This is a genomic window from Rhodococcus sp. SORGH_AS_0303, assembly GCF_030819335.1.
Lineage (GTDB): Bacteria > Actinomycetota > Actinomycetes > Mycobacteriales > Mycobacteriaceae > Rhodococcoides.
Genome location: NZ_JAUTBO010000001.1, coordinates 3,431,825 through 3,451,322, shown reverse-complemented (window position 1 = coordinate 3,451,322; position 19,498 = coordinate 3,431,825). Strand labels below are relative to the sequence as shown.

At 68.6% G+C, this 19,498-nt stretch carries 17 protein-coding genes and 1 pseudogene; 9 read left to right on the top strand and 9 right to left on the bottom strand.

Features of this window, described 5'->3' with window-relative positions:
• Positions 1-4: 4 nt before the first annotated feature.
• Positions 5-1,471, bottom strand: a complete 1,467-nt coding sequence (locus QE449_RS16200; protein ID WP_307109743.1) for a dolichyl-phosphate-mannose--protein mannosyltransferase — start codon at positions 1,469-1,471, stop codon at positions 5-7.
• Between the two features lie 176 nt (positions 1,472-1,647).
• Between QE449_RS16200 and rsmI the strand changes: the two genes are divergently transcribed.
• Positions 1,648-2,475, top strand: a complete 828-nt coding sequence (gene rsmI, locus QE449_RS16195) for a 16S rRNA (cytidine(1402)-2'-O)-methyltransferase (protein ID WP_307109156.1) — start codon at positions 1,648-1,650, stop codon at positions 2,473-2,475.
• Positions 2,476-2,491: 16 nt separating this feature from the next.
• Here the strand turns inward: rsmI and QE449_RS16190 are convergent, their stop codons facing one another.
• Both QE449_RS16190 and QE449_RS16185 read right to left on the bottom strand, forming a co-directional pair.
• Positions 2,492-2,920 (bottom strand): SRPBCC family protein, encoded by a 429-nt coding sequence (locus tag QE449_RS16190; RefSeq protein ID WP_307109155.1) that lies wholly within the window; start codon positions 2,918-2,920, stop codon positions 2,492-2,494.
• Between the two features lie 56 nt (positions 2,921-2,976).
• A pseudogene (locus tag QE449_RS16185) lies at positions 2,977-3,973 on the bottom strand (alpha/beta hydrolase).
• Positions 3,974-4,309: 336 nt separating this feature from the next.
• On the opposite strand from QE449_RS16185, the gene QE449_RS16180 reads away from it, so the two are divergent.
• Together QE449_RS16180 and QE449_RS16175 are read left to right on the top strand one after the other, a co-directional pair.
• Positions 4,310-5,701, top strand: coding sequence for a wax ester/triacylglycerol synthase family O-acyltransferase (locus tag QE449_RS16180; protein WP_056447074.1), 1,392 nt, complete (start codon positions 4,310-4,312; stop codon positions 5,699-5,701).
• On the top strand, positions 5,698-6,867 hold the full coding sequence (locus tag QE449_RS16175) for a low temperature requirement protein A (RefSeq protein WP_307109154.1): 1,170 nt from the start codon (positions 5,698-5,700) through the stop codon (positions 6,865-6,867). The genes QE449_RS16180 and QE449_RS16175 overlap by 4 nt, the downstream gene beginning before the upstream one ends.
• On the opposite strand, the gene metG is transcribed toward QE449_RS16175, so the two are convergent.
• A complete protein-coding gene (gene metG / locus QE449_RS16170; protein ID WP_307109153.1) occupies positions 6,846-8,399 on the bottom strand; it encodes a methionine--tRNA ligase in 1,554 nt (517 codons plus the stop codon). The two genes, QE449_RS16175 and metG, sit on opposite strands and share 22 nt — an antisense overlap.
• A gap of 21 nt (positions 8,400-8,420) precedes the next feature.
• Here metG and QE449_RS16165 point away from each other — a divergent pair, with 21 nt between their 5' ends.
• Positions 8,421-9,248, top strand: a complete 828-nt coding sequence (locus QE449_RS16165; RefSeq protein ID WP_307109152.1) for a TatD family hydrolase — start codon at positions 8,421-8,423, stop codon at positions 9,246-9,248.
• Here the strand turns inward: QE449_RS16165 and QE449_RS16160 are convergent.
• The 4 genes from QE449_RS16160 to QE449_RS16145 form a co-directional block, all read right to left on the bottom strand.
• Positions 9,245-9,883 (bottom strand): LppP/LprE family lipoprotein, encoded by a 639-nt coding sequence (locus QE449_RS16160; protein WP_307109151.1) that lies wholly within the window; start codon positions 9,881-9,883, stop codon positions 9,245-9,247. The genes QE449_RS16165 and QE449_RS16160 overlap by 4 nt on opposite strands.
• A gap of 113 nt (positions 9,884-9,996) precedes the next feature.
• The gene (locus tag QE449_RS16155; RefSeq protein ID WP_027504090.1) at positions 9,997-10,257 is read right to left on the bottom strand and encodes a hypothetical protein; all 261 of its coding nucleotides are present in this window, start codon (positions 10,255-10,257) and stop codon (positions 9,997-9,999) included.
• A 49-nt stretch (positions 10,258-10,306) separates the two neighbouring features.
• Positions 10,307-11,074, bottom strand: a complete 768-nt coding sequence (locus tag QE449_RS16150; RefSeq protein ID WP_081821039.1) for an amino acid ABC transporter ATP-binding protein — start codon at positions 11,072-11,074, stop codon at positions 10,307-10,309.
• Positions 11,071-12,459 carry an amino acid ABC transporter substrate-binding protein/permease gene (locus QE449_RS16145; protein WP_373425295.1) on the bottom strand — a complete coding sequence of 463 codons (1,389 nt, stop codon included), beginning with the start codon at positions 12,457-12,459 and terminating at the stop codon, positions 11,071-11,073. Before QE449_RS16145 ends, QE449_RS16150 begins: the two co-directional genes overlap by 4 nt.
• A 379-nt stretch (positions 12,460-12,838) precedes the next feature.
• On the opposite strand from QE449_RS16145, the gene QE449_RS16140 reads away from it, so the two are divergent.
• Positions 12,839-13,966 carry a resuscitation-promoting factor gene (locus QE449_RS16140; RefSeq protein WP_222629006.1) on the top strand — a complete coding sequence of 376 codons (1,128 nt, stop codon included), beginning with the start codon at positions 12,839-12,841 and terminating at the stop codon, positions 13,964-13,966.
• 92 nt (positions 13,967-14,058) lie between these two features.
• Entirely contained in the window at positions 14,059-14,916 is an 858-nt protein-coding gene (gene rsmA / locus QE449_RS16135; protein ID WP_051613059.1) for a 16S rRNA (adenine(1518)-N(6)/adenine(1519)-N(6))-dimethyltransferase RsmA, read from the top strand.
• Here the strand turns inward: rsmA and QE449_RS16130 are convergent.
• Positions 14,904-15,902, bottom strand: a complete 999-nt coding sequence (locus tag QE449_RS16130) for a YafY family protein (RefSeq protein WP_222627561.1) — start codon at positions 15,900-15,902, stop codon at positions 14,904-14,906. The genes rsmA and QE449_RS16130 overlap by 13 nt on opposite strands.
• Positions 15,903-15,987: 85 nt before the next feature.
• Here QE449_RS16130 and QE449_RS16125 point away from each other — a divergent pair, with 85 nt between their 5' ends.
• From QE449_RS16125 to QE449_RS16115, 3 genes are all read left to right on the top strand, one after another.
• Positions 15,988-16,938: a 4-(cytidine 5'-diphospho)-2-C-methyl-D-erythritol kinase gene (locus tag QE449_RS16125; protein ID WP_027504084.1), complete on the top strand. Its 951-nt coding sequence runs from the start codon at positions 15,988-15,990 to the stop codon at positions 16,936-16,938.
• Complete coding sequence (locus tag QE449_RS16120; protein WP_027504083.1) at positions 16,938-18,722, top strand: ABC-F family ATP-binding cassette domain-containing protein; 1,785 nt, start codon at positions 16,938-16,940, stop codon at positions 18,720-18,722. Before QE449_RS16125 ends, QE449_RS16120 begins: the two co-directional genes overlap by 1 nt.
• 61 nt (positions 18,723-18,783) lie before the next feature.
• Positions 18,784-19,458 (top strand): DUF4166 domain-containing protein, encoded by a 675-nt coding sequence (locus tag QE449_RS16115; protein WP_027504082.1) that lies wholly within the window; start codon positions 18,784-18,786, stop codon positions 19,456-19,458.
• The last annotated feature ends 40 nt before the right edge of the window (positions 19,459-19,498 follow it).

The following is a 19,498-nucleotide window of genomic DNA, read 5'->3' as shown; positions in this document are numbered from 1 at the left end:
GCGGTCAGCGCCAGCTCGGCAACCAGAGCTGCTGCTGCCACGTCTCCTGACTGATGGGCAGACCCGTGAGGATCGGCCAGAGCCACACGAAGTTGGCGATCACCACGGCGACGTACAGCGAGACCAGCAGCAGACCGAGCGTGCGGCGCTCGCGACCCTGCCCACCGCAGAGTCCTCGCCCGAGGATGTCGCCGAGGACCAGGGTGACGCCCATGACGAGGAAGGGCGCGAGCGCCGCGGCGTAGAAGAAGTACATCTGACGGTCGAGGGTCAGGAACCACGGCAGGATGCCGGCGCCGTAGCCGACGAGCACGGCGGCGTAGCGCCAGTCGCGGCGGGCCACGGTGCTCCACAGCGCCCAGCCGAGCATCGGGAACGCGACCCACCACAGAGCAGGCGTGCCGATGAGCATGACGGCCTTGACGCAGTTGCCGCCCGTCGAACAACCGGTGATCTGCTGCCCGTCGGCGAAGTAGTAGAGCATCGGCCGCAGACCCATCGGCCACGTCCATGGCTTGGACTCCCACGGGTGGCGGTTACCGGCCGAGTTGGTCAGTCCGGCGTGGAAGTCGAGGACGTTGCCGCTGTAGTACCAGAGTGAGCGCAGAGCGGCGGGCACGAACGAGAACGGTCCGCCCGTCCCGATGTCGGTGCCCACGGCGTTCCGGTCGACGCCGGTCTCACTGGCGAACCAGCCGGCGTAGGTGGCCAGATAGACGACGAGCGGAATCGCCACCAGCGCGTACAGCGCGGGTCCGACGTCGCGCACGGCGGTGCCGACCCACGGCCGGGTGACCCCGTACTGGCGACGCGCCGCGACGTCGAAGGCGACGCTGAGCAGTCCGAAGAACGCGACGAAGTAGATACCCGACCACTTCGTTCCGCACGCCAGACCGAGCAGGAGTCCGCCGCCGAACCGCCACCAGCGGACGCCGAGACGCGGGCCCCACGTGGTCATCTTCATGCGGCCCTCGACGGCGACCCGGTGCAACCGCTCCCGGACGTCGTCCCGGTCGCGGACCAGAGCGCCGAACGCGGCGACGACGAACACCACCATGAAGATGTCGAGCATGCCGACTCGGGACGTCACGAACGTGACACCGTCCACGATCATGAGGATCCCTGCGATCGCGCCCAGCAGCGTCGAGCGCGTCATGCGGCGCACGATGCGGACGACGAGGAGAACGAGGATCACACCGAAGACGGCCGACGACAGCCGCCAACCCCATCCGGTGTAGCCGAACAGTGCCTCGCCGACGGCGATCAGCTGCTTGCCGACGGGCGGGTGGACGACGAGGCCGTAGGCCGGGTTGTCCTCGACGCCGCCGCCGGTGAGCACCTGGTAGCCCTGCGGGGCGTAGTGCTTCTCGTCGAACACCGGGGTGCCGGCGTCGGTCGGATAGCCGAGCATCGTGAAGCGGGTGACGGCCGCGAGGACCGTGAGGACCGCGGTGACGATCCATCCGCGCATGCGGTCGGTGGGCCCGAATACTGCGGGCGGGAGAGCGGGGCGCGGCGCGGTGAGGTACTCGTCGGAACCGTCGCGACCGGTGGGGATACGCGCGGTCACGAGGGTCACGATTCGATCGTAGGCTAGATGCCGACGGCGACCGCGGTCGTGACCGACGAGCGAGATGAGGACGACGCGTGCTGGTACTCGGTGCGACACCGATGGGGGACCCCGCAGACGCGTCGCCCCGACTGCGCGACGCACTGGCCACGGCCGATGTCGTCGCGGCGGAGGACACGCGTCGCACGAAGTCCTTGGCCACGGCACTCGGGGTGCAGATCACCGGTCGCGTCGTCAGTTTCTACGACCAGGTCGAGGTCGATCGGGTTCCCCTGCTGCTCGCCGAGATGCGCGAGGGGCGGCGGGTCCTGCTGGTCACCGACGCCGGTATGCCCTCCGTGAGCGACCCGGGTTACCGACTGGTGGCCGCGTGCGCAGAGGCGGGGATCGGCGTGACCTGCCTGCCCGGGCCGTCCGCCGTGACCACCGCACTGGCCCTGTCGGGGTTGCCGGTGGAGCGCTTCTGCTTCGACGGATTCGCCCCTCGCAAGCGTGGTCCCCGGCAGGCGTGGATGCGCACGCTGACGACGGAGAGCCGCGCCGTCGTGTTCTTCGAGGCCCCGCACCGCATCGCGGACTGCCTCGCCGACGCGTCCGAGGTACTCGGCCCCGATCGGCGCGCCGCGGTGTGCCGGGAATTGACCAAGACCTACGAGGAAGTGAAGCGAGGGACGCTGGGGGAGTTGGCCGCGTGGGCCACCGACGGCGTGCGCGGCGAGATCACGGTGGTCCTGGCCGGAGCCGAGCCGGTCAGCGCGGATCCCGCCGACCTCGTCGCGGAGGTGGAGGATCTCGTGTCCGCCGGGCTCGGCCTCAAGGACGCGTGCGCACGGGTGGCCACCACGACGGCGGCGGACGTGTCCAAGCGTGCGCTCTACGAAGCGGTGCTGGCCGCGCGCGGCTGACGCCGACGCCGCGACGTCAGCCGACGACCTGCTGGCGCAGTCCGTCGGTCGCCGTCTCGAGGACGGACTTGGTCCCGCGTTTGACGATGAATCCCGGCACGGGGATCTTCGGGTCGAGCGTGATCTCGAACTCGAGGTGAGTGCCCTTGTCGGTCTCGCTGAGGCGGTACTCCGCGTGCTGAGACTTCTGCTGGGTGCTCTCGACGACGTCCCATTCCACCGACATGTCGGACCACGTGAAGCGCAGCACCTGCTCGTCGGTGAATCCCATGACGGCGACGGTCATCTCGGCGAGGACGGGACGACCCTGATCGTCACGCTCGCGCACCGACACCTTCTTGTGGATCGACGACCAGGCCGGCAGACCCTCGAGGTCCGCGATGACCGCGAGCACGTCGGCCGGTGGTGCCTCGATCTCGACTTCTCTGTTTCCACTGACAGCCATGGCGTGAATGTAACCGACCGTCCACACCTACAGGGCGGTTTGGGTCGGTGTCGTGATCATGTCCCGGTGCCGGCCAGGGGAACTGTGCCGCGGCGGACCTGCTCGTCGACGAAGACGGCGATCTCCGAGATCGCCCGCGCCGACTCGGGAACGAAGTCCGCGGCGTGGAACACGTGCACCTGGTCCTGCCACACCTGGAGACGGCACTCGATTCCGGCGTCCGCCAGGCGCTCCGCCATCAGTTCCGAGTCGGCGTAGACCATCTCGGTGGATCCGACCTGGATCAGGACCGGCGGGAGGGCGGACAGGTCCGCGTCGACGGGGCAGACGCGGGGACCACGCTTGCCGTCCACGACGATGCGAGCCTCGACCTCGTCCGCCAGCTCGGTGAGCGCCGGCACGGCGCCCCTTGGGGAAGACCGAGCACAGGGACGCGTTGGGATGCAACATCTTCCGCGTCGGATCGAGATCGGTGAGCGGAGACAGGGCGATGATGCCGCCCGCGGGCGGCAGACCCTGGCTCTGCAGGGCGAGCGCCACCATGAAGGCCAGGTAACCGCCGGCGGAGTCACCGGCGATGAAGATCTGTTCGGGCAGGTACCCCGCGTCGAGCAGGTAGCGGAAGCCGTCGACCCCGTCCTCCACCGCGTGCGAGATGGGGTTGCGCGGCATCATCCGGTAGTCGACCGACAGCACGTCGGCACCGGTGGACTGGGCGATGCGCGAGACGAGCCGGCGGTGGCTGTTGAGGCCGCACACCACGAACGCGCCGCCGTGGAGATACAGGATCACGCGATCGCGGTCCGCGCGGCGGGTCGGTCGCTCGGACCTGCCGTCGGCACCGACACGACGCGGGCTGTCCGTGCGGACCCACTCGGCCCGGCACTCGTCGAGCCGCACGGGCGCGACAGTGGTGTCACCCACGGGTGGGAGGAGTCGGCCGGCCTGGTCGACCATCGACATGGGCCACGGCAGGCTGTGGGTCCGGGCCCACACGCCCAGGAAGGGACGGACCGTGCGGCGCAGGTACGCGGCGAGAAGCTTGGACTGCATGCTGCCGCCCTCGAACTCCTGGCGGTCCACGGCGGTGCCGACGCCGAGGGCGCGTCGCACCCGGCGACTGGCGGACGTGCGTGTCAGCGACGACGGTGCGGTCATCTCGGCCGAGGCGATGCTCATGGGTGGCCCTCCACTTCCTTGCTCGTACTGGGAATCGCACGATAGGGCCGAAACGAAACACTTCTCGAGGAATAGTTGTTGCCGGGGTCACACCGTGACCCCACGTTGTCGCAATAGTTGTGGGTTCGTTACTTCCGGGTAGCACAGTGAACCTGCAGGTGAGCCGCACCGTGACCACGCGGTTCCGCAGTTCGAGAGAGGTCCGCCCCCATGCCCTTCATGCCGGTCACAGAGTCGATGTTCCTACTGGCCGAGACGCGCGAGCACCCCATGCACGTCGGGGGACTGCAGCTGTTCGTGCCCCCGGAGGACGCCGGCGACGACTTCGGGATGCAGCTCTACGAGACGTTCCAGGCCGCCACCGACGTCTACAAACTGTTCCGCAAGCGGCCGGCGCCGCCGGTGAACTTCATGGGCACCGTGCGCTGGATCTACGACGAGGAGCTCGACTTCGAGCATCACGTCCGGCGCATCATGCTGCCGCGGCCGGGCCGCATCCGCGAGCTGCTGCGCTACATCTCCGCCGAGCACAGTGCGCCGCTCGATCGGCATCGCCCCATGTGGGAGCTGCACATCATCGAGGGGCTGGCCGACGGCCGCGTCGCGCTCTACAGCAAGATCCACCACTCGCTGGTCGACGGTGTCTCGGCGCTCAAGCTGTTCGAGCGCACCCTGACCACCGATCCCGAGGCCCGTGACTGCGGCCCGATCTGGGACCCGGCGCTGTTCGAGCGGCCGAAGAAGAAGAGCACCGAGGTGGCGAAGGTCGACGACGGTGGCGTCCTGTCGCTGCTGTCCACGGGCGTCAAGGCGGCCGGTGAGCTCGCCGGGGTCGGACCCGCCGCGGCCCGGATCGGTCTGAACAAGCTGCGTGGCAACGAGATGGTGCTGCCTCTGACCGCACCGCGGACGATGCTCAACGTGCCGATCGGCGGGGCACGCCGCTTCGCCTCGCAGCAGTGGTCCAAGTCGCGGATGAAGGACATCGCGGCAGCGCTGGGGGTCACGTTGAACGATGTGGTGCTGACGATGTGCTCCGGGGCGCTGCGGTCCTATCTCATCGACCGCAACGCACTGCCCGATCAGCCGTTGATCGCCATGGTGCCGGTGTCGATGCGCGAGGCCGGTGCCGACGCGGACGGCGGTAACGCCGTCACCACCGTGCTGTGCAACCTCGGTACCGACCAACCCGATCCGGAACGCCGACTCGCCGCCGTCGTCTCGTCGATGAACGAGTCGAAGGCGATGATGCGCACCCTGTCTCCACTGCAGGCGCTCAGCTACGGCGCGGCCGTGATGGCCCCGCTGCTGCTCACACCGGTGCCAGGCTTCGTGCGCAACACACCGCCTCCGTTCAACGTGATCATCTCGAACGTGCCCGGTCCGAAGACCGAGATGTACTGGAACGGTGCGAAACTCGACGGTGTCTACCCGGCATCGATCGTGCTGGACGGGCAGGCGCTCAACATCACGCTCGCGACCAACGCCGACAACGTCAACTTCGGACTCGTCGGAGATCGGCGTAGCGTGCCGTCGCTGCAGCGCATGCTCACGCATCTCGACACCGCGCTCGAGGAACTCGAGAAGCTGGCCGACGGGTGAGTCTCGCGCTGCGGCCGATGGTTCCGCGGGACCCGAACGAGGAACATCGAGCGGCGAGTTCGCTGGAACTGTTCTTCGACCTGGTCTTCGTCGTCGCGGTGTCGTTCGCCTCCGTGGAACTCGCCCATCTGCTGGAGGAGGACCACATCGCGTCGGGCATCGGTGCCTACGCGATGGTGTTCTTCGCCATCTGGTGGGCGTGGATGAACTTCACATGGTTCGCCACGTCGTTCGACACCGACGACTGGCTGTACCGTGTCACCACCATCGTGCAGATGGCCGGCGTACTGATCCTGGCCAGCGGTGTCTCCGACGCGATGATCGACTACGACTTCACGCTGGTGACCATCGGCTATGTCGTGATGCGACTGGCGATGGTGAGTCAGTGGATACGGGCGGGGCTGCGCAACAGCGAGTTCCGCGGTACTGCGATGCGATACGCGGTGGGCATCACCGTCGTGCAGGTGTTGTGGGTCGCCCGACTCGCGCTTCCCGACAGCGTCGCCGTGCTCGGGTTCGTCGCGCTGGTGGCCGCGGAGCTCGCCGTCCCGGTGCTGGCGGAGCGCGCGGGACGGACGCCGCTGCACGGCGAGCACATCGCAGAGCGCTACGGTCTCTTCACCCTCATCCTGCTCGGTGAGTCGTTGCTGGCCTCGGCGACGGCCATTGTCGGCGGCATCAACGAACACGATCACACGGTCGAACTCGTCGGCCTCGCGATGGCCACGCTCGTCGTCGTCGCCGGCATGTGGTGGCTGTACTTCTCGGTGTCGCAGGAGGATTCGGTCGGGGCGAGACTCGGCCGCTCGCTGAGCTTCGGCTACACGCATTACTTCGTGTTCGCGGCCGCGGGCGCGGTGTCCGCGGGTATCGAGGTGGCCGTCGCGCACATCGAGGGTGACGGAGTGCTGTCGGACCGTCAGTCCTCCGCCGCGATCACGATTCCGGTCGCGGTCTTCGTGCTGGGGTTCTGGATGGTGGCGATGCGCCGCCGGTCGTCACGGCTGGTGAACATCGTGACGCCGGTCGGCGGTGTCGCCGTGCTCGCGGCCACGGCGGTACCCGGGTCGGCCGTCGTCAGTGGGGCCGTGACGGCCGTGATCCTGCTCGCCGTGGTCGGTACGACGGTCGCCGATCGGTCCGCTCACTCCTCCGGTTCGACGTAGCGGGGGAAGACGCCGGTAGGCTTGGGCAGCGCGATGCCGGGCGTGAGACGCGTTGTCAGCGAGTCGAACTCGCGTTCCGTCACCCCGAGCAGATCGAGCAGCTTCGCTGTGCTGTCGGGCATGAACGGCTGGGTCAGCAGGACGGTCACGCGGAGCACCTCGAGGGTCACGTACAGCACCGTCGCCATGCGGGCCGGATCCGTCTTGCGCAGAACCCACGGTTCCTGCGACGAGAAGTAGCGGTTGGTCTCCGCGAGTACCGACCAGATCGCGTCGAGCGCCAGGTGCATCTCGACGGCGTCCATGTGGCCGCGCACCACGGCGTGAAGGGCATCGACGCGAGCGAGCATCGCCTCGTCGTCGGCGGTGAACTCGCCGGGTGTCGGCACCTGCGCATCGCAGTTCTTGGCCACCATGGACAGGGACCGCTGAGCCAGGTTCCCCAGTTCGTTGGCCAGGTCGGCGTTGATCCTGGTGACGATCGCCTCGTGGCTGTAGCTGCCGTCCTGTCCGAACGACACCTCGCGCAGGAGGAAGAAGCGCAACGAGTCCAGGCCGTACTCCTCGATCAAGGCCGCCGGGCTGACGACGTTGCCCACCGACTTGGACATCTTCTCGCCCTTGTTGGTCAGGAAGCCGTGCGCGAAAACGCGTTTCGGCAATTCGACACCTGCCGACATCAGGAACGCCGGCCAGAACACGGCGTGGAATCGCACGATGTCCTTGCCGATCATGTGGACGTCGGCCGGCCAGAACGTCCGGAACGACTCGCTGTCGGTGTCGGGGTAGCCGACGCCGGTGAGGTAGTTCGTCAACGCGTCGACCCACACGTACATGACGTGGTCGGGATCGCCGGGAACCTGGACACCCCAGTCGAAGGTGGACCGTGAGATCGACAGGTCCTTGAGACCGGACTTCACGAAGCTCGCCACCTCGTTGCGGCGACCCGCCGGGAGAATGAACTCGGGACGCTCCTCGTACAGCGCGAGCAGCTTGTCCTGGTACGCGGACAGCCGGAAGAAGTACGTCGACTCCTCCGTCCACTCCACCGGGGTGCCCGACTCGGTCGCGATGCGGGAACCGTCGTCCTGCAGCGTGGTCTCGCCCTCGGCGTAGTACGCCTCGTCCCGCACCGAGTACCAGCCGCTGTACGAGTCGAGGTAGATGTCGCCGTTGTCGGTCATCTTCTGCCACAGGTCGCGGCTGGCCTCGAGGTGGTCGGCGTCCGTGGTGCGGATGAACCGGTCGAACGTGATCTTCAGCGACTCCTGCATGGCCTGGAACGCGTCCGAGTTCCGACGCGCGAGATCCGCGGTGGAGATGCCCTCCTTCGACGCCGTCTGCGCCATCTTCAGACCATGCTCGTCCGTTCCCGTCAGGAACCGCACGTCGAACCCGTCGAGCCGCTTGAACCGAGCGAGGACGTCGGTGGAGATGTACTCGTACGCGTGGCCGATGTGGGGATCACCGTTCGGGTAGGCGATAGCGGTCGTGATGTAGAACGCAGGCTTGGTCGAACCGGTCTCAGTCATGGTGCGCCTACTCTATCTTTCGTGCCGAGAGACCGTCCCGCCCCCGACTTGCCCACTCCGCTCGCACCGCTCGTGGACGCGCACACGCACCTCGACGCGTGCGGGGCCACAGATGCAGCGTCGGTCGCGGCGATCCTCGATCGTTCCGCATCGGTGGGCGTCGGACGCGTCGTCACCGTCGCGGACGACCTGGACGCTGCTCGCTTCGCCGTCGCCGCCGCACACTGGGATTCCCGCGTGTACGCCGCCACCGCGATCCATCCGACGCGCGCGAACGTGCTCACCGACGAGGTCCGCGCGGAGATCGAACGCCTCGCGCGAGATCCCCGCACCGTCGCCGTGGGGGAGACGGGGCTCGACTACTACTGGCCGGGGAAGCTCGACGGCTGCGCCTCGGTCGAGGAGCAGGTCGACGGGTTCCGGTGGCACATCGACCTGGCCAAGCGCGTCGGGAAGCCGTTGATGATCCACAACCGCGACGCGGACCACGACGTTCTCGCGGTGCTCCTCGACGAGGGCGCGCCGGAGACGGTGATCTTCCACTGCTTCTCGTCGGGTCCCGAGATGGCGCAGGTGTGTGTCGACGCCGGCTACGTGCTCAGCTTCTCCGGGACGGTGAGCTTCAAGAATTCCCACGAGTTGCGGGAAGCGGCCCAGGTGGTGCCGGACGGGCAGTACCTGCTCGAGACCGATGCGCCGTTCCTGACACCGCACCCGTTCCGCGGTGCTCCGAACGAGCCGTATTGCCTGCCCTACACGGCCCGTGCGCTGGCCGAGGCGACCGGCCGAACTGCTGATGACGTCGCGGCGTCGGCGACCGCCACGGCGGAGCGGGTCTACCGGCTCTAGTTCGGGGGCGGGAACTGCCCGTTCGGGACGATGGTCCCGCCGTCCAGCGTGAAGTCGACGTACGAGGTGTTGGACGGGCAGCAGAGCGCGTCGCTCTCGTTCAGCCAGCGATACCGGACGGTGACGGTGCTGTCCGACGCACCGACCACCGAGGTGTAGCTGTACGCGTCCGACGTCGCGGTCCCGAGGTAGTCACCCGAGTTGGTGAAGAACAGGACGTGCGACTGCACGGTGCCGTTCCGGATGCCGGTCCCCGTCGCCCGCGCCCATTCGAGCGTCGGACACCCGTCCGCGCTGGTGCCGGGCGTGTGATCGTCGATCACGAAGGCCCCGCCCTGCGAGTCGGTGCCCAGGTTCGCCACGGCGGTGCGCACGTTCAGCGAACTCGGATCGACGCACGGCACCACCTGCGCCGGCTGCGCCGGTGCGGGTGCGGGCACGGTGACCGTCTCGGTCTGCGTCTCCACCCTCGTCTCCGGCGCGGGTGCCGGTGCGGGGGCCGGAGCGGACGACGAGGGTGCCGGGTCGTCGGCAGGGAGCGCCGTCCCGGTCGTACCGGCGGAACCGCACGACACTGCGGCGGCGGCGCAGGCCGCCACGGCGAGAACGGCCATCGAACGCGGGAGAGTGGTCACCGGGCCTCGAGGGTGTCCGTACCGAGCGTTCTGCTCGGCGGTCGAAGGGTGTGTCGGCGACCACCACCCGATCGTTACCGATGCTCAGGTCACGATCGGGTCGCGGCGACGGATCAGTCGTCGTCTCCGTACGTCTCCACCAGTCGATCGAACTCGGCACGGTCGATCACGCTGGGCTCGTTGATGGCCAGAGCCTGCGCGTACTTGCCCGCGAGGTGGTAGTCGCGGCCCAGGGGACCGCGCTCACCGTCCTCGTCGTCGTCCTGCGTGCTCGCTCCGGGCGGCACCTCGTTCTGCAGACCGTTCGTCTGCGCACCCAACCGAGCGTCGATCTTCGCCGTGATCTTCTGCATGATCTCTTGGTCGTCGCTCACTGTCGTGCCTCTCGTCGGTGTAGCGGCTTCTCGGTGCGGGGCCCGCGTCTCACAGGACCTTGTCGAGGAAGTCCTTCGTTCGCTCGTGCTGCGGGTTGCCGAACAGGTCGTCCGGCGAACCCTCCTCGACGATGTACCCCTCCGCCATGAAGATCACACGGTCGGACACCTCGCGGGCGAAGCCCATCTCGTGCGTGACGACGACCATCGTCATGCCGCCCTTCGCCAGATCGCGGAGGACCTGCAGGACCTCGCCGACCATCTCGGGGTCCAGCGCACTCGTGGCCTCGTCGAACAGCATGATGTCCGGGTCCATCGCCAGTGCACGTGCGATGGCGACGCGCTGCTTCTGCCCACCGGACAACTGCGCCGGCTTCGCGTTCTCCTTGTCGGCGAGGCCCACCTGGGCCAGCAGACGAACGGCGTTCTCGCGCGCCTTCGACTTGTCCGACTTCTTCGTCTCCACGGGCGCGAGCATCACGTTCTCGATGACGCTCATGTGGGGGAAGAGGTTGAAGTGCTGGAACACCATGCCGATGTGCTGGCGCACGGAGTCGAGGTTCACCTTCGGATCGGTCAGATCGAAACCGTCGACCACGACCGTGCCGCCCGTGATGTCCTCGAGCTTGTTGAGGCACCGGAGGAAGGTGCTCTTGCCGGAACCGGACGGGCCGATGACACACACCACCTCGCCCGAGTGGACGTCGACGTCGAGGCCCTTGAGCACCTCGAGATCGCCGAACGACTTCTTCAGTCCGATGGCGCGGATCTTGACCTCGGCCGCAGCGGCGTCGGGCGCGGTGGTCTCGGTGCTCACTTGTTGATCCTCTTCTCGAGACGGTTCGACAGCATCGTCAACGCCATGATGATGACGAAGTACATGACGCCGATGATCAGCCACATGTTGAAGGACTGGAAGTTGCGGGCGATGATGATCCGCCCCGACTGGGTGAGTTCGGCGAGGCCGATCACCGACAGGATCGAGGTGTCCTTCAGCGTGATGACGAACTGATTGATGTACGACGGGATCATCGTCCGGATCGCCTGTGGCATCACGACCTTGCGCATGGACGTCAGGTAGCTGATACCGAGACTGCGCGAGGCCTCCATCTGCCCCTTGTCCACCGACAGGATGCCGCCACGGACGATCTCCGCCATGTACGCACCGGCGTTGAGCGACAGCGTGATGATGCCGGCGGTGAACGCCGACATCTGGAAGCTGAGCGCAGCGGGAATGCCGAAGTAGATGAAGAAGGCCTGCACCAGCAGTGGCGTGCCGCGGAAGATGGCCACATAGGTGGCGCCGATCCCGCGCAGCCACGCCTTCGTCGACACCCGGAAGAGTCCGAAGACGGCGCCGAGGATCAGGGCCAGCACGATGGAGATGACCGTCAGGACGATGGTGAGCCAGAGGCCCTTCAGCAGTTCCTTGTACTCGCTCTTGATCAGTCCGGGGATCGAGTTGTCTGTCTCGTCCGCCGCGGCGCCGATGTAGGTACCGAGGATCTCGTCGTACTGGCCGGACGACCGCAGGTTGGCCAGTCCGGTGTCGAACGCGGCGAGCAGCTCGGGGTTCGCGCCCTTGTTCACGGCGAAGCCGTAATTGCTCGGCGACTCCTTCTCCGTGACCGTCTTCAGACCGTTCCCCTGGGTGATGCCGTACTGCAGCACCGGGTAGTCGTCGAACACGGCGACCGAGTTCCCGGTGCGCACCTCGTCGTACATGCTCGCGGAGTCGGCGAAGTACCGCGTCGTGAAGCCGTACTGCGCCTTGATGCTCTCCGCGAAGTCGGCGCCCTCGGTGCCGTTCTTGACCGCGACCTGCTGCCCGGAGAGATCGTCGTACGAGGTGATCGACGAGTTCTCGAGCACGGCCATCTGCACGCCGGACTCGAAGTAGGGCTCGGAGAAGTCGAACACGGCCTCGCGTGCCGGCGTGATCGTCATGCCGGCGATGACGCCGTCGGCCTGGTTCGCCTGCACTGCCTGCAACGCCGCGTCGAACCCGAGGGGCCGGATGTCGACCTGGAAACCCTGGTCCTCCGCGATCGCTCGGATCAGGTCCATGTCGATGCCGACGAACTGGCCGTCGGAGTTCTGGAACTCGAACGGCGCGAAGGTCACGTCGGTGGCGATGGCGAACGTGCGACCCTCCACCGGGCTCGGGGGCGCCGGCTGGGCCTGCGCTGCGGGTGCGAGCACCAACGCGACGAGTGCCACGACGGCGGTGATCGCCGGGAGGCGGCGCAGTCGGTGCCACCGTCCGCGTTCGGATCGCGGTGGGGAGGTCGGATTCACGAAGAGCCTTCCGTTCTGGTGCAGGTGAACAGTCGGCTCGGACCCTATCGGCCGGGGGGCTCGCGACGACCCTTACCGGAAGGTAGGAACGGTCGACGGGCTGCTCGAGGCCGTGAAGTTGCCGAACCTGTGCCCGCTCGTTACCGTATCGTGATCGTATGACCCCGATGCGAGCCTCTCGGCCTCGTGATCGTCTCGACCCGGCAAGGAAATCGAAGTTGCGTTATTCGTCCGTGATGTCCGTTCGACCAGTCGTGTCCACCGGGGCGGGAGCGCGGTGACGATGTCGCACGTCGCCAGACTCAACTCCGCCCGGTCCCGCCTGCTGTACGTCGTGGTGGCCGCGCTTCTCGCCACACTCGTCGTGGGAGCGAGCGTCGCCGTGGCCCGCCACAAGACCGTCACGATCGACGTCGACGGGCAGCAGGTCCAGCTCTCCACGATGACCACCGACGTCCGCAGCGCCCTCGAGGCCGCCGGCTATCAGCCCACCGAGCGGGACGAGGTCGCGCCCGCCGCGGACGCGACCCTCGCCGACGGAGAGACCGTCACACTCAAGCGGGCCCGCGAGGTGACTCTCACCGTGGACGGTGCGCCGACGACGGTGTGGACCACCGCCTCCACCGTCGCCGAGGCCAAGGATCAGTTGGGCATCGCTCCCGACGTCCACATCGACGAGTCGGAGTCCGACCCGCTGCCGCTCGACGGTGCCTCCGTCAACGTCGTGCTGCCGAAGTCCGTGACCCTCGCCGACGGGGCCGCGTCGCCCGCACCGATGCGGCTCGCCGCACCCACCGTCGGCGAGTTCCTCGCCGCGGCCGGTGCGCCTCTCGAACAGAACGACACGGTCGCCCCCGCGGCGGACGAGCCGCTCGTCGAGGGCGCCGTGGTCACGGTGACCCGCGATCGGACGGAGACCGTCAGCGTCACCGAACCCGTCGTCGCGCCGGATCAGCGCATCGAGGACCCGACGATGAACATGAGCAAGACGATCGAGGAGTCCGCCGGCGCTCCGGGCGAGCAGAACGCGACCTACTCGGTGAACAAGGTCAACGGTGTCGAGGTCTCCCGCACGCTCGTGAAGGCCGACGTCACGACACCGCCGGTCGCCAAGACCGTGCGCGTCGGTGCCAAGCCCGGCACCGAGGTGCCGCCGGTCGAGAACGGCGCCGTCTGGGACGCCCTCGCGCAGTGCGAGGCCACCGGGAACTGGGCCATCAACACGGGCAACGGCTTCTTCGGCGGCGTGCAGTTCGACCAGAACACCTGGGAGCGGCAGGGCGGGCTCAAGTACGCGGCGCGCGCCGACCTGGCCACCCGCGAGGAGCAGATCGCGATCGCGTCGCAGACCCAGCGCACCCAGGGCTGGGGCGCCTGGCCCTCCTGCACCAGCAGGCTCGGGCTGCGCTGACATACGCTCCACCCGTGTCCGAACCTCCCGTCTCCCCGCCGACGTCCGATTCGCCGGCGTCCGATTCCGCAGCCGGCCCGGCACGCGTCCGCCTGCTGGGGCCCGCGGAGGTGCGCACCCTCGCGGCCGAGCTGGGCGTCCGGCCCACCAAGACCCTCGGCCAGAACTTCGTCCACGACGCGAACACGGTGCGACGCATCGTGACCGCGGCCGGAGTCGGTCCGGACGACACGGTGCTCGAGGTGGGGCCGGGACTCGGATCGCTGACCCTGGCGTTGCTCGACGTCGTGCACGACGTGGTCGCCGTCGAGATCGACCCCGTTCTGGCGCAGCGTCTTCCGCAGACCGTCGCCGAGCGCGCCGAGTCGCGAGTCGACCGGTTGGCGGTGGTCGGTGCCGACGCTCTGCGCGTGCGCCGCGACGAGATTCCCGGCGCGCCGACAGCACTGGTCGCCAACCTCCCGTACAACGTGGCGGTGCCGGTGCTGCTGCACCTGCTCGCCCTGATCCCCACCCTGCGCACCGCGCTGGTGATGGTGCAGTCGGAGGTGGCGGACCGGCTGGCGGCTCCTCCCGGCAGCAAGACCTACGGGGTGCCGAGTGTGAAGGCCGCGTACTTCGGCGACGTCCGCCGCGCAGGCGCGGTGGGCCGTTCGGTGTTCTGGCCGGTGCCGCAGGTGGAGTCGGGTCTGGTGCGCGTCGATCGGCACGAGAATCCGCAGTGGCCGATGGACGAGACGTTCCGCCGCACTCTGTTCGCCGTCGTGGACGCGGCATTCGCGCAGCGGCGCAAGACGTTACGTGCGGCTCTGGCGGGGTGGGCCGGATCGGCGGCCATGGCGGAGACGCGGCTCGTCGAGGCGGGGATCGACCCGTCGGCGCGCGGGGAGACGCTCGACGCCGCCGCGTTCGTCCGACTGGCGCAGACCACCGGTGGTCACGAGTCCTGACGCGCGCTGTGCTCGTCGCGGGCACGGGCGTATCGGGCGGCGACACGGTCGAGTCGCCGTGACTCGACCTCGCAGGCGTCGATCAACTCCTGTGGGCCGCACACCGTGAAGTCCACGTCGAAGGCGGCGAGCCACCGCGCCATCGACGGGTAGGTGTCCGCGGTGATCGAGACCTCGCACCGCTCGTCGTCGAGCCGGGCGAGGGTGCCCCACTGCGGATCGACGCGGTCCTCGATCCGTTCGAACGGCACGTGCAGCACGACACGTCCGCGGGCGGCCGAGAACGCCTGATCGATGCCCCTCGACACGAACTCCGCGGCGCCGCCCTCGGGCAGGGCCCGAGGAGTGAAGCGAGGCCCCGTCGGCACCTTCGGATCGAGGCGGTCGACGCGGAACGACCGCCAGTCCTCACGGGCGAGGTCCCAGCCCACGAGGTACCACCGCAACCCCGACCGCACGAGCCGGTACGGCTCCACCTCACGCCGCATGGTGTCCCCGCCGTGGGTGCGGTAGTCGAACCGCAGGCGTTCGTGGTTCTGGCACACGGTCGCCAGTGCTGTCAGTACCGACGCGTCGACGCTCGACTGCACCGGACGTGACTGCACGACGTCGATCTGCAGTGCGTCGAGTCGGTGACGCAACCGTGACGGCATCACCTGCCGCAGCTTGGTGAGGGCCCCGATCGACGACTCCGCGGTGCCGGTGACGGACGCGGACGCGCCGCTCTGCAGCCCGAGCGCCACGGCGATCACCTCGTCGTCCGTCAGCAGCAGGGGTGGCATCTCCGCGCCGGCACCCAGCCGATACCCGCCGCCGACGCCGACCGTTCCGTCCACCGGATAGCCCAGCGACCGCAGCCGGTCGACGTCACGGCGCACGGTGCGCGGGGTGATCTGCAGCCGTTCGGCCAGATCGGCCCCGGACCAGTCGCGCCGGGTCTGCAGCAACGACAGCAGAGCCAGCAGTCGGGCGGACGTCTCGCGCATGTCGACATGATGCACCCGACAGCGGACAGTTCGGGTCCTCGATCCGGTTCGGTACTCGGGCGCACGCCGACTACAGTGGTGAGACGTGCTCACAGTCGTTCCGCGGCCGGTCTCGGTCCGCGCTCCCGCCAAGGTCAATCTGCACCTTGCCGTGGGTGACCTGCGCCCCGACGGCTACCACGAACTCACCACCGTCTTCCACGCGCTCTCCCTCGTCGACGACGTCTCCGTCGTGGCCGCGGAGACACTGTCCGTCAGCGTGTACGGGGACGATGCGGGCATCGTTCCCACCGACCACACCAACCTGGCGTGGAAGGCGGCCGAACTCGTCGCCGCCCATGCCGGTCGTCGGCCGGCCGTCGCCATCAGCATCGACAAGGGCATTCCCGTCGCGGGGGGCATGGCCGGGGGCAGCGCCGACGCGGCCGCGACCGTCGTCGCGCTGGACGCGCTCTGGAACCTCGGCCTGTCCCGCGAGAAGATCATGGACTTCGCGGCGCAGCTCGGTAGCGACGTCCCGTTCTCCGTCGCCGGTGGCACGGCCGTCGGCACGGGTCGCGGCGAGAAGCTGCTGCCGGTGCTCTCACGCAACTCCTTCCACTGGGTGCTCGCTCTCGCGAAGGGCGGTCTCTCGACTCCCGCGGTCTACCGCGAACTCGACCGGCTGCGCGAACGGGGAGCGCCGCCGCGCCTCGGCGCACCCGACGAGCTGATGCAGGCCCTGGCGTCGGGCGATCCGGCGCGGGTCGGGCCGCTCCTGGGCAACGACCTCCAGGCCGCGGCGCTGTCCCTCGAACCAGGCCTTCGCCGCACCCTGCGCGCCGGCACCGAGGCGGGTGCCATCGCCGGCATCGTCTCCGGGTCCGGCCCCACCTGCGCCTTCCTCTGCGCCTCCGCCGACCATGCGGTCGAGGTCGGCGCGGAACTGTCCGGCGCCGGCGTCTGCCGCACGGTACGCGTGGCACGTGGACCGGTGAGCGGAGCGCGAGTGCGCACCGAACGCGACCAGAACGACACGAACCGGGGACAACACTGATGGCCAACCTGATCAACCTGGAGCAGGTCTCCAAATCCTTCGGCGTGAAGCCGCTCCTCGACGGCGTCTCGCTCGGTGTCCAGGAGAACGAGCGCATCGGCGTCGTGGGCCTGAACGGCAACGGCAAGACCACCATGCTCGAGGTGCTCGCGGGCGTCGAGCAGCCCGACTCGGGCCGGGTGAGTCGCGTGGGCGGCCTCCGGATGGCCGTCGTGACGCAGCGTGGTGTCCTGCCGCCCGGGTCCACCATCGGGGACATCGTCCTCGCACCGCTCGGTGTCGCCGAGCACGAGTGGGCCGGTGACGCCCGGATCCGCAGCGTTCTGGACGGCATCGGCATCACCGGTCTCGGGCTCGACGCACCGGTCGAGCAGTTGTCGGGCGGTGAGCGCCGACGCACGGCGCTCGCCGCCGCGCTGGTGCAGGACCTCGACCTGCTCGTGCTCGACGAGCCGACCAACCATCTCGACGTCGAGGGCGTCCAGTGGCTCGCGGAGCATCTGGTGAACCGGCGGTCCGCACTGGTCGTCGTCACCCACGATCGGTGGTTCCTCGACACCGTCGCCACCCGCACCTGGGAGGTGGTGAACGGTCAGGTCGAGACGTACGAGGGCGGCTACGCCGACTGGATCTTCGCTCGCGCGGAGCGCTCTCGCCAGGCCGATGCCGCGGAGGATCGTCGCCGCAACCTCGCCCGCAAGGAGCTGGCCTGGCTGCGCCGCGGCCCGCCCGCTCGAACCTCGAAGCCGCGCTACCGCATCGAGGCCGCCGAGGCCCTCATCTCGGACGTGCCGCCGCCGCGCGACTCGGTCGCGTTGTCGAAGTTCGCGCAGACCCGGCTGGGCCGCATCGTCATCGAGCTCGAGGACGCCACGCTGGCGACCCCGGACGGTCGCGTACTGGTGGAGGACTTCACGTGGCGCCTCGCGCCGGGGGAGCGCATCGGTCTCGTCGGTGTCAACGGCTCCGGCAAGACGACGTTGCTCCGCACCATCGCCGGCGAGCTCGAACCCGCCAAGGGCCGCCGCATCGAGGGCAAGACGGTGCGCATCGGCTGGCTCCGCCAGGAACTCGACGACCTGCCCGTCGGGATGCGCGTGCTCGAGGCGGTCCAGGACGTCGCGGAACGAATTCAGTTGGGTGACAGGGAGATCTCTGCCGGACAGCTCGCCGAGCGGCTGGGCTTCACGCCTGCACGGCAGCGCACGCCCGTCGGTGACCTGTCCGGTGGCGAGCGCCGTCGATTGCAGCTGACACGCGTGCTGATGTCCGAGCCGAACGTCCTGCTCCTCGACGAGCCGACCAACGACCTCGACATCGACACGCTGCAGCAGCTCGAGGATCTGCTCGACGGCTGGGCCGGCACCATGATCGTCATCAGTCACGACCGGTACCTCATCGAGCGCGTCTGCGACTCGACGTGGGCTCTGTTCGGCGACGGCAAGCTCACCAACCTGCCGGGTGGCATCGAGGAGTACCTGCGGCGTCGCGCGCGAATCGCCGCAGCCGACGACGCGGCTCCGGGAATGACGTCGGGCGGGGGAGCGAAGCCGGCCGCGGCCAAGGGCGGTGCCGACGAGCGCGCCGCTCGCAAGGAACTCTCGAAGCTCGAGCGCTCCCTGGTCAAGCTCGACGATCGGGTGCGCGCACTGCACGTCTCGCTGGCCGAGGCGGCGACGGACCCGGCGACGTTGCAGTCGCTGAACGCCGAGTTGCTCACTGTCGTCGCGGAGAAGGACTCCGTCGAGGAGCGCTGGATGGAGCTGGCCGAGGAACTGGGCTGACACGGTCTACCCTCGCGTTCAGGCGGTCGATCGGCGACCGCGTTCTGCGCGAGGAGTGACGATGACATCCGTCGTGTCCGAGGTCATGGGCTCGGAGTTCGAGAAGCTTCACCCGAAGGTGCAGTGGCGCTTCGGTTTCGGTGCGGACGATCATGTGGCGCAGTTCGGCACCGGTGTCATGGAGACCATCACGCACTCTCCGCTGCTGCCGCCGCCGGCCCTGTGGCTCGGTGGCAAGCGGCGGATGGTCCCCTCCGACTCGGGCGAGAACATCCCCTTCACCATCGCCAACTACGCGTACACGGACGAGCTGGGCAGGCCCACGCTCGCGTTCGTCCGTCGTTTCCAGTTCCCCGGCCACGAGGTGGCACTCGACTCGGTGATGGTCGTGGGATCGCGCGGCGCACTCGACTACATCGGTGCCGGCCCCGACATGGTGGTGCACACCCAGTGCTCCGCGGACGCCGACGGTGGCCTGCGGCTCGACAGCGGTCTGCCCCGGTTCCTCGCTCCGCGTGGGTCGATCAAGCCGCCGGGTCTCCTGTCGGCGGAGACCATCGGCCGCGAGTGGTGGGACGAGGAGCAGCAGCGCCACCGCATCGACATCGAGGTGCGTGGCCGCACGCTCGGGCGGTTGTTCCGCTACACCGGATGGTTCACCGCCACACAGGAAACCTGCCTTCCGACCGATCTGCCCGCCGAATTGGGGCCGGGGCGTACCGATCCCAGGGAGTGATCCCTGGTCGGACCCCGAAGTGACTGGTGGGGAATTTTTC

Coding starts and splice junctions, on each gene's coding strand:
- QE449_RS16130 (WP_222627561.1), bottom strand. CDS start 15,902: ATGCGCGAGACGTCCGCCCGACTGCTGGCTCTGCTGTCGTTGCTGCAG.
- QE449_RS16115 (WP_027504082.1), top strand. CDS start 18,784: ATGACATCCGTCGTGTCCGAGGTCATGGGCTCGGAGTTCGAGAAGCTT.
- QE449_RS16180 (WP_056447074.1), top strand. CDS start 4,310: ATGCCCTTCATGCCGGTCACAGAGTCGATGTTCCTACTGGCCGAGACG.
- QE449_RS16140 (WP_222629006.1), top strand. CDS start 12,839: ATGTCGCACGTCGCCAGACTCAACTCCGCCCGGTCCCGCCTGCTGTAC.
- QE449_RS16200 (WP_307109743.1), bottom strand. CDS start 1,471: ATGCGCGGATGGATCGTCACCGCGGTCCTCACGGTCCTCGCGGCCGTC.
- QE449_RS16120 (WP_027504083.1), top strand. CDS start 16,938: ATGGCCAACCTGATCAACCTGGAGCAGGTCTCCAAATCCTTCGGCGTG.
- QE449_RS16190 (WP_307109155.1), bottom strand. CDS start 2,920: ATGGCTGTCAGTGGAAACAGAGAAGTCGAGATCGAGGCACCACCGGCC.
- metG (WP_307109153.1), bottom strand. CDS start 8,399: ATGACTGAGACCGGTTCGACCAAGCCTGCGTTCTACATCACGACCGCT.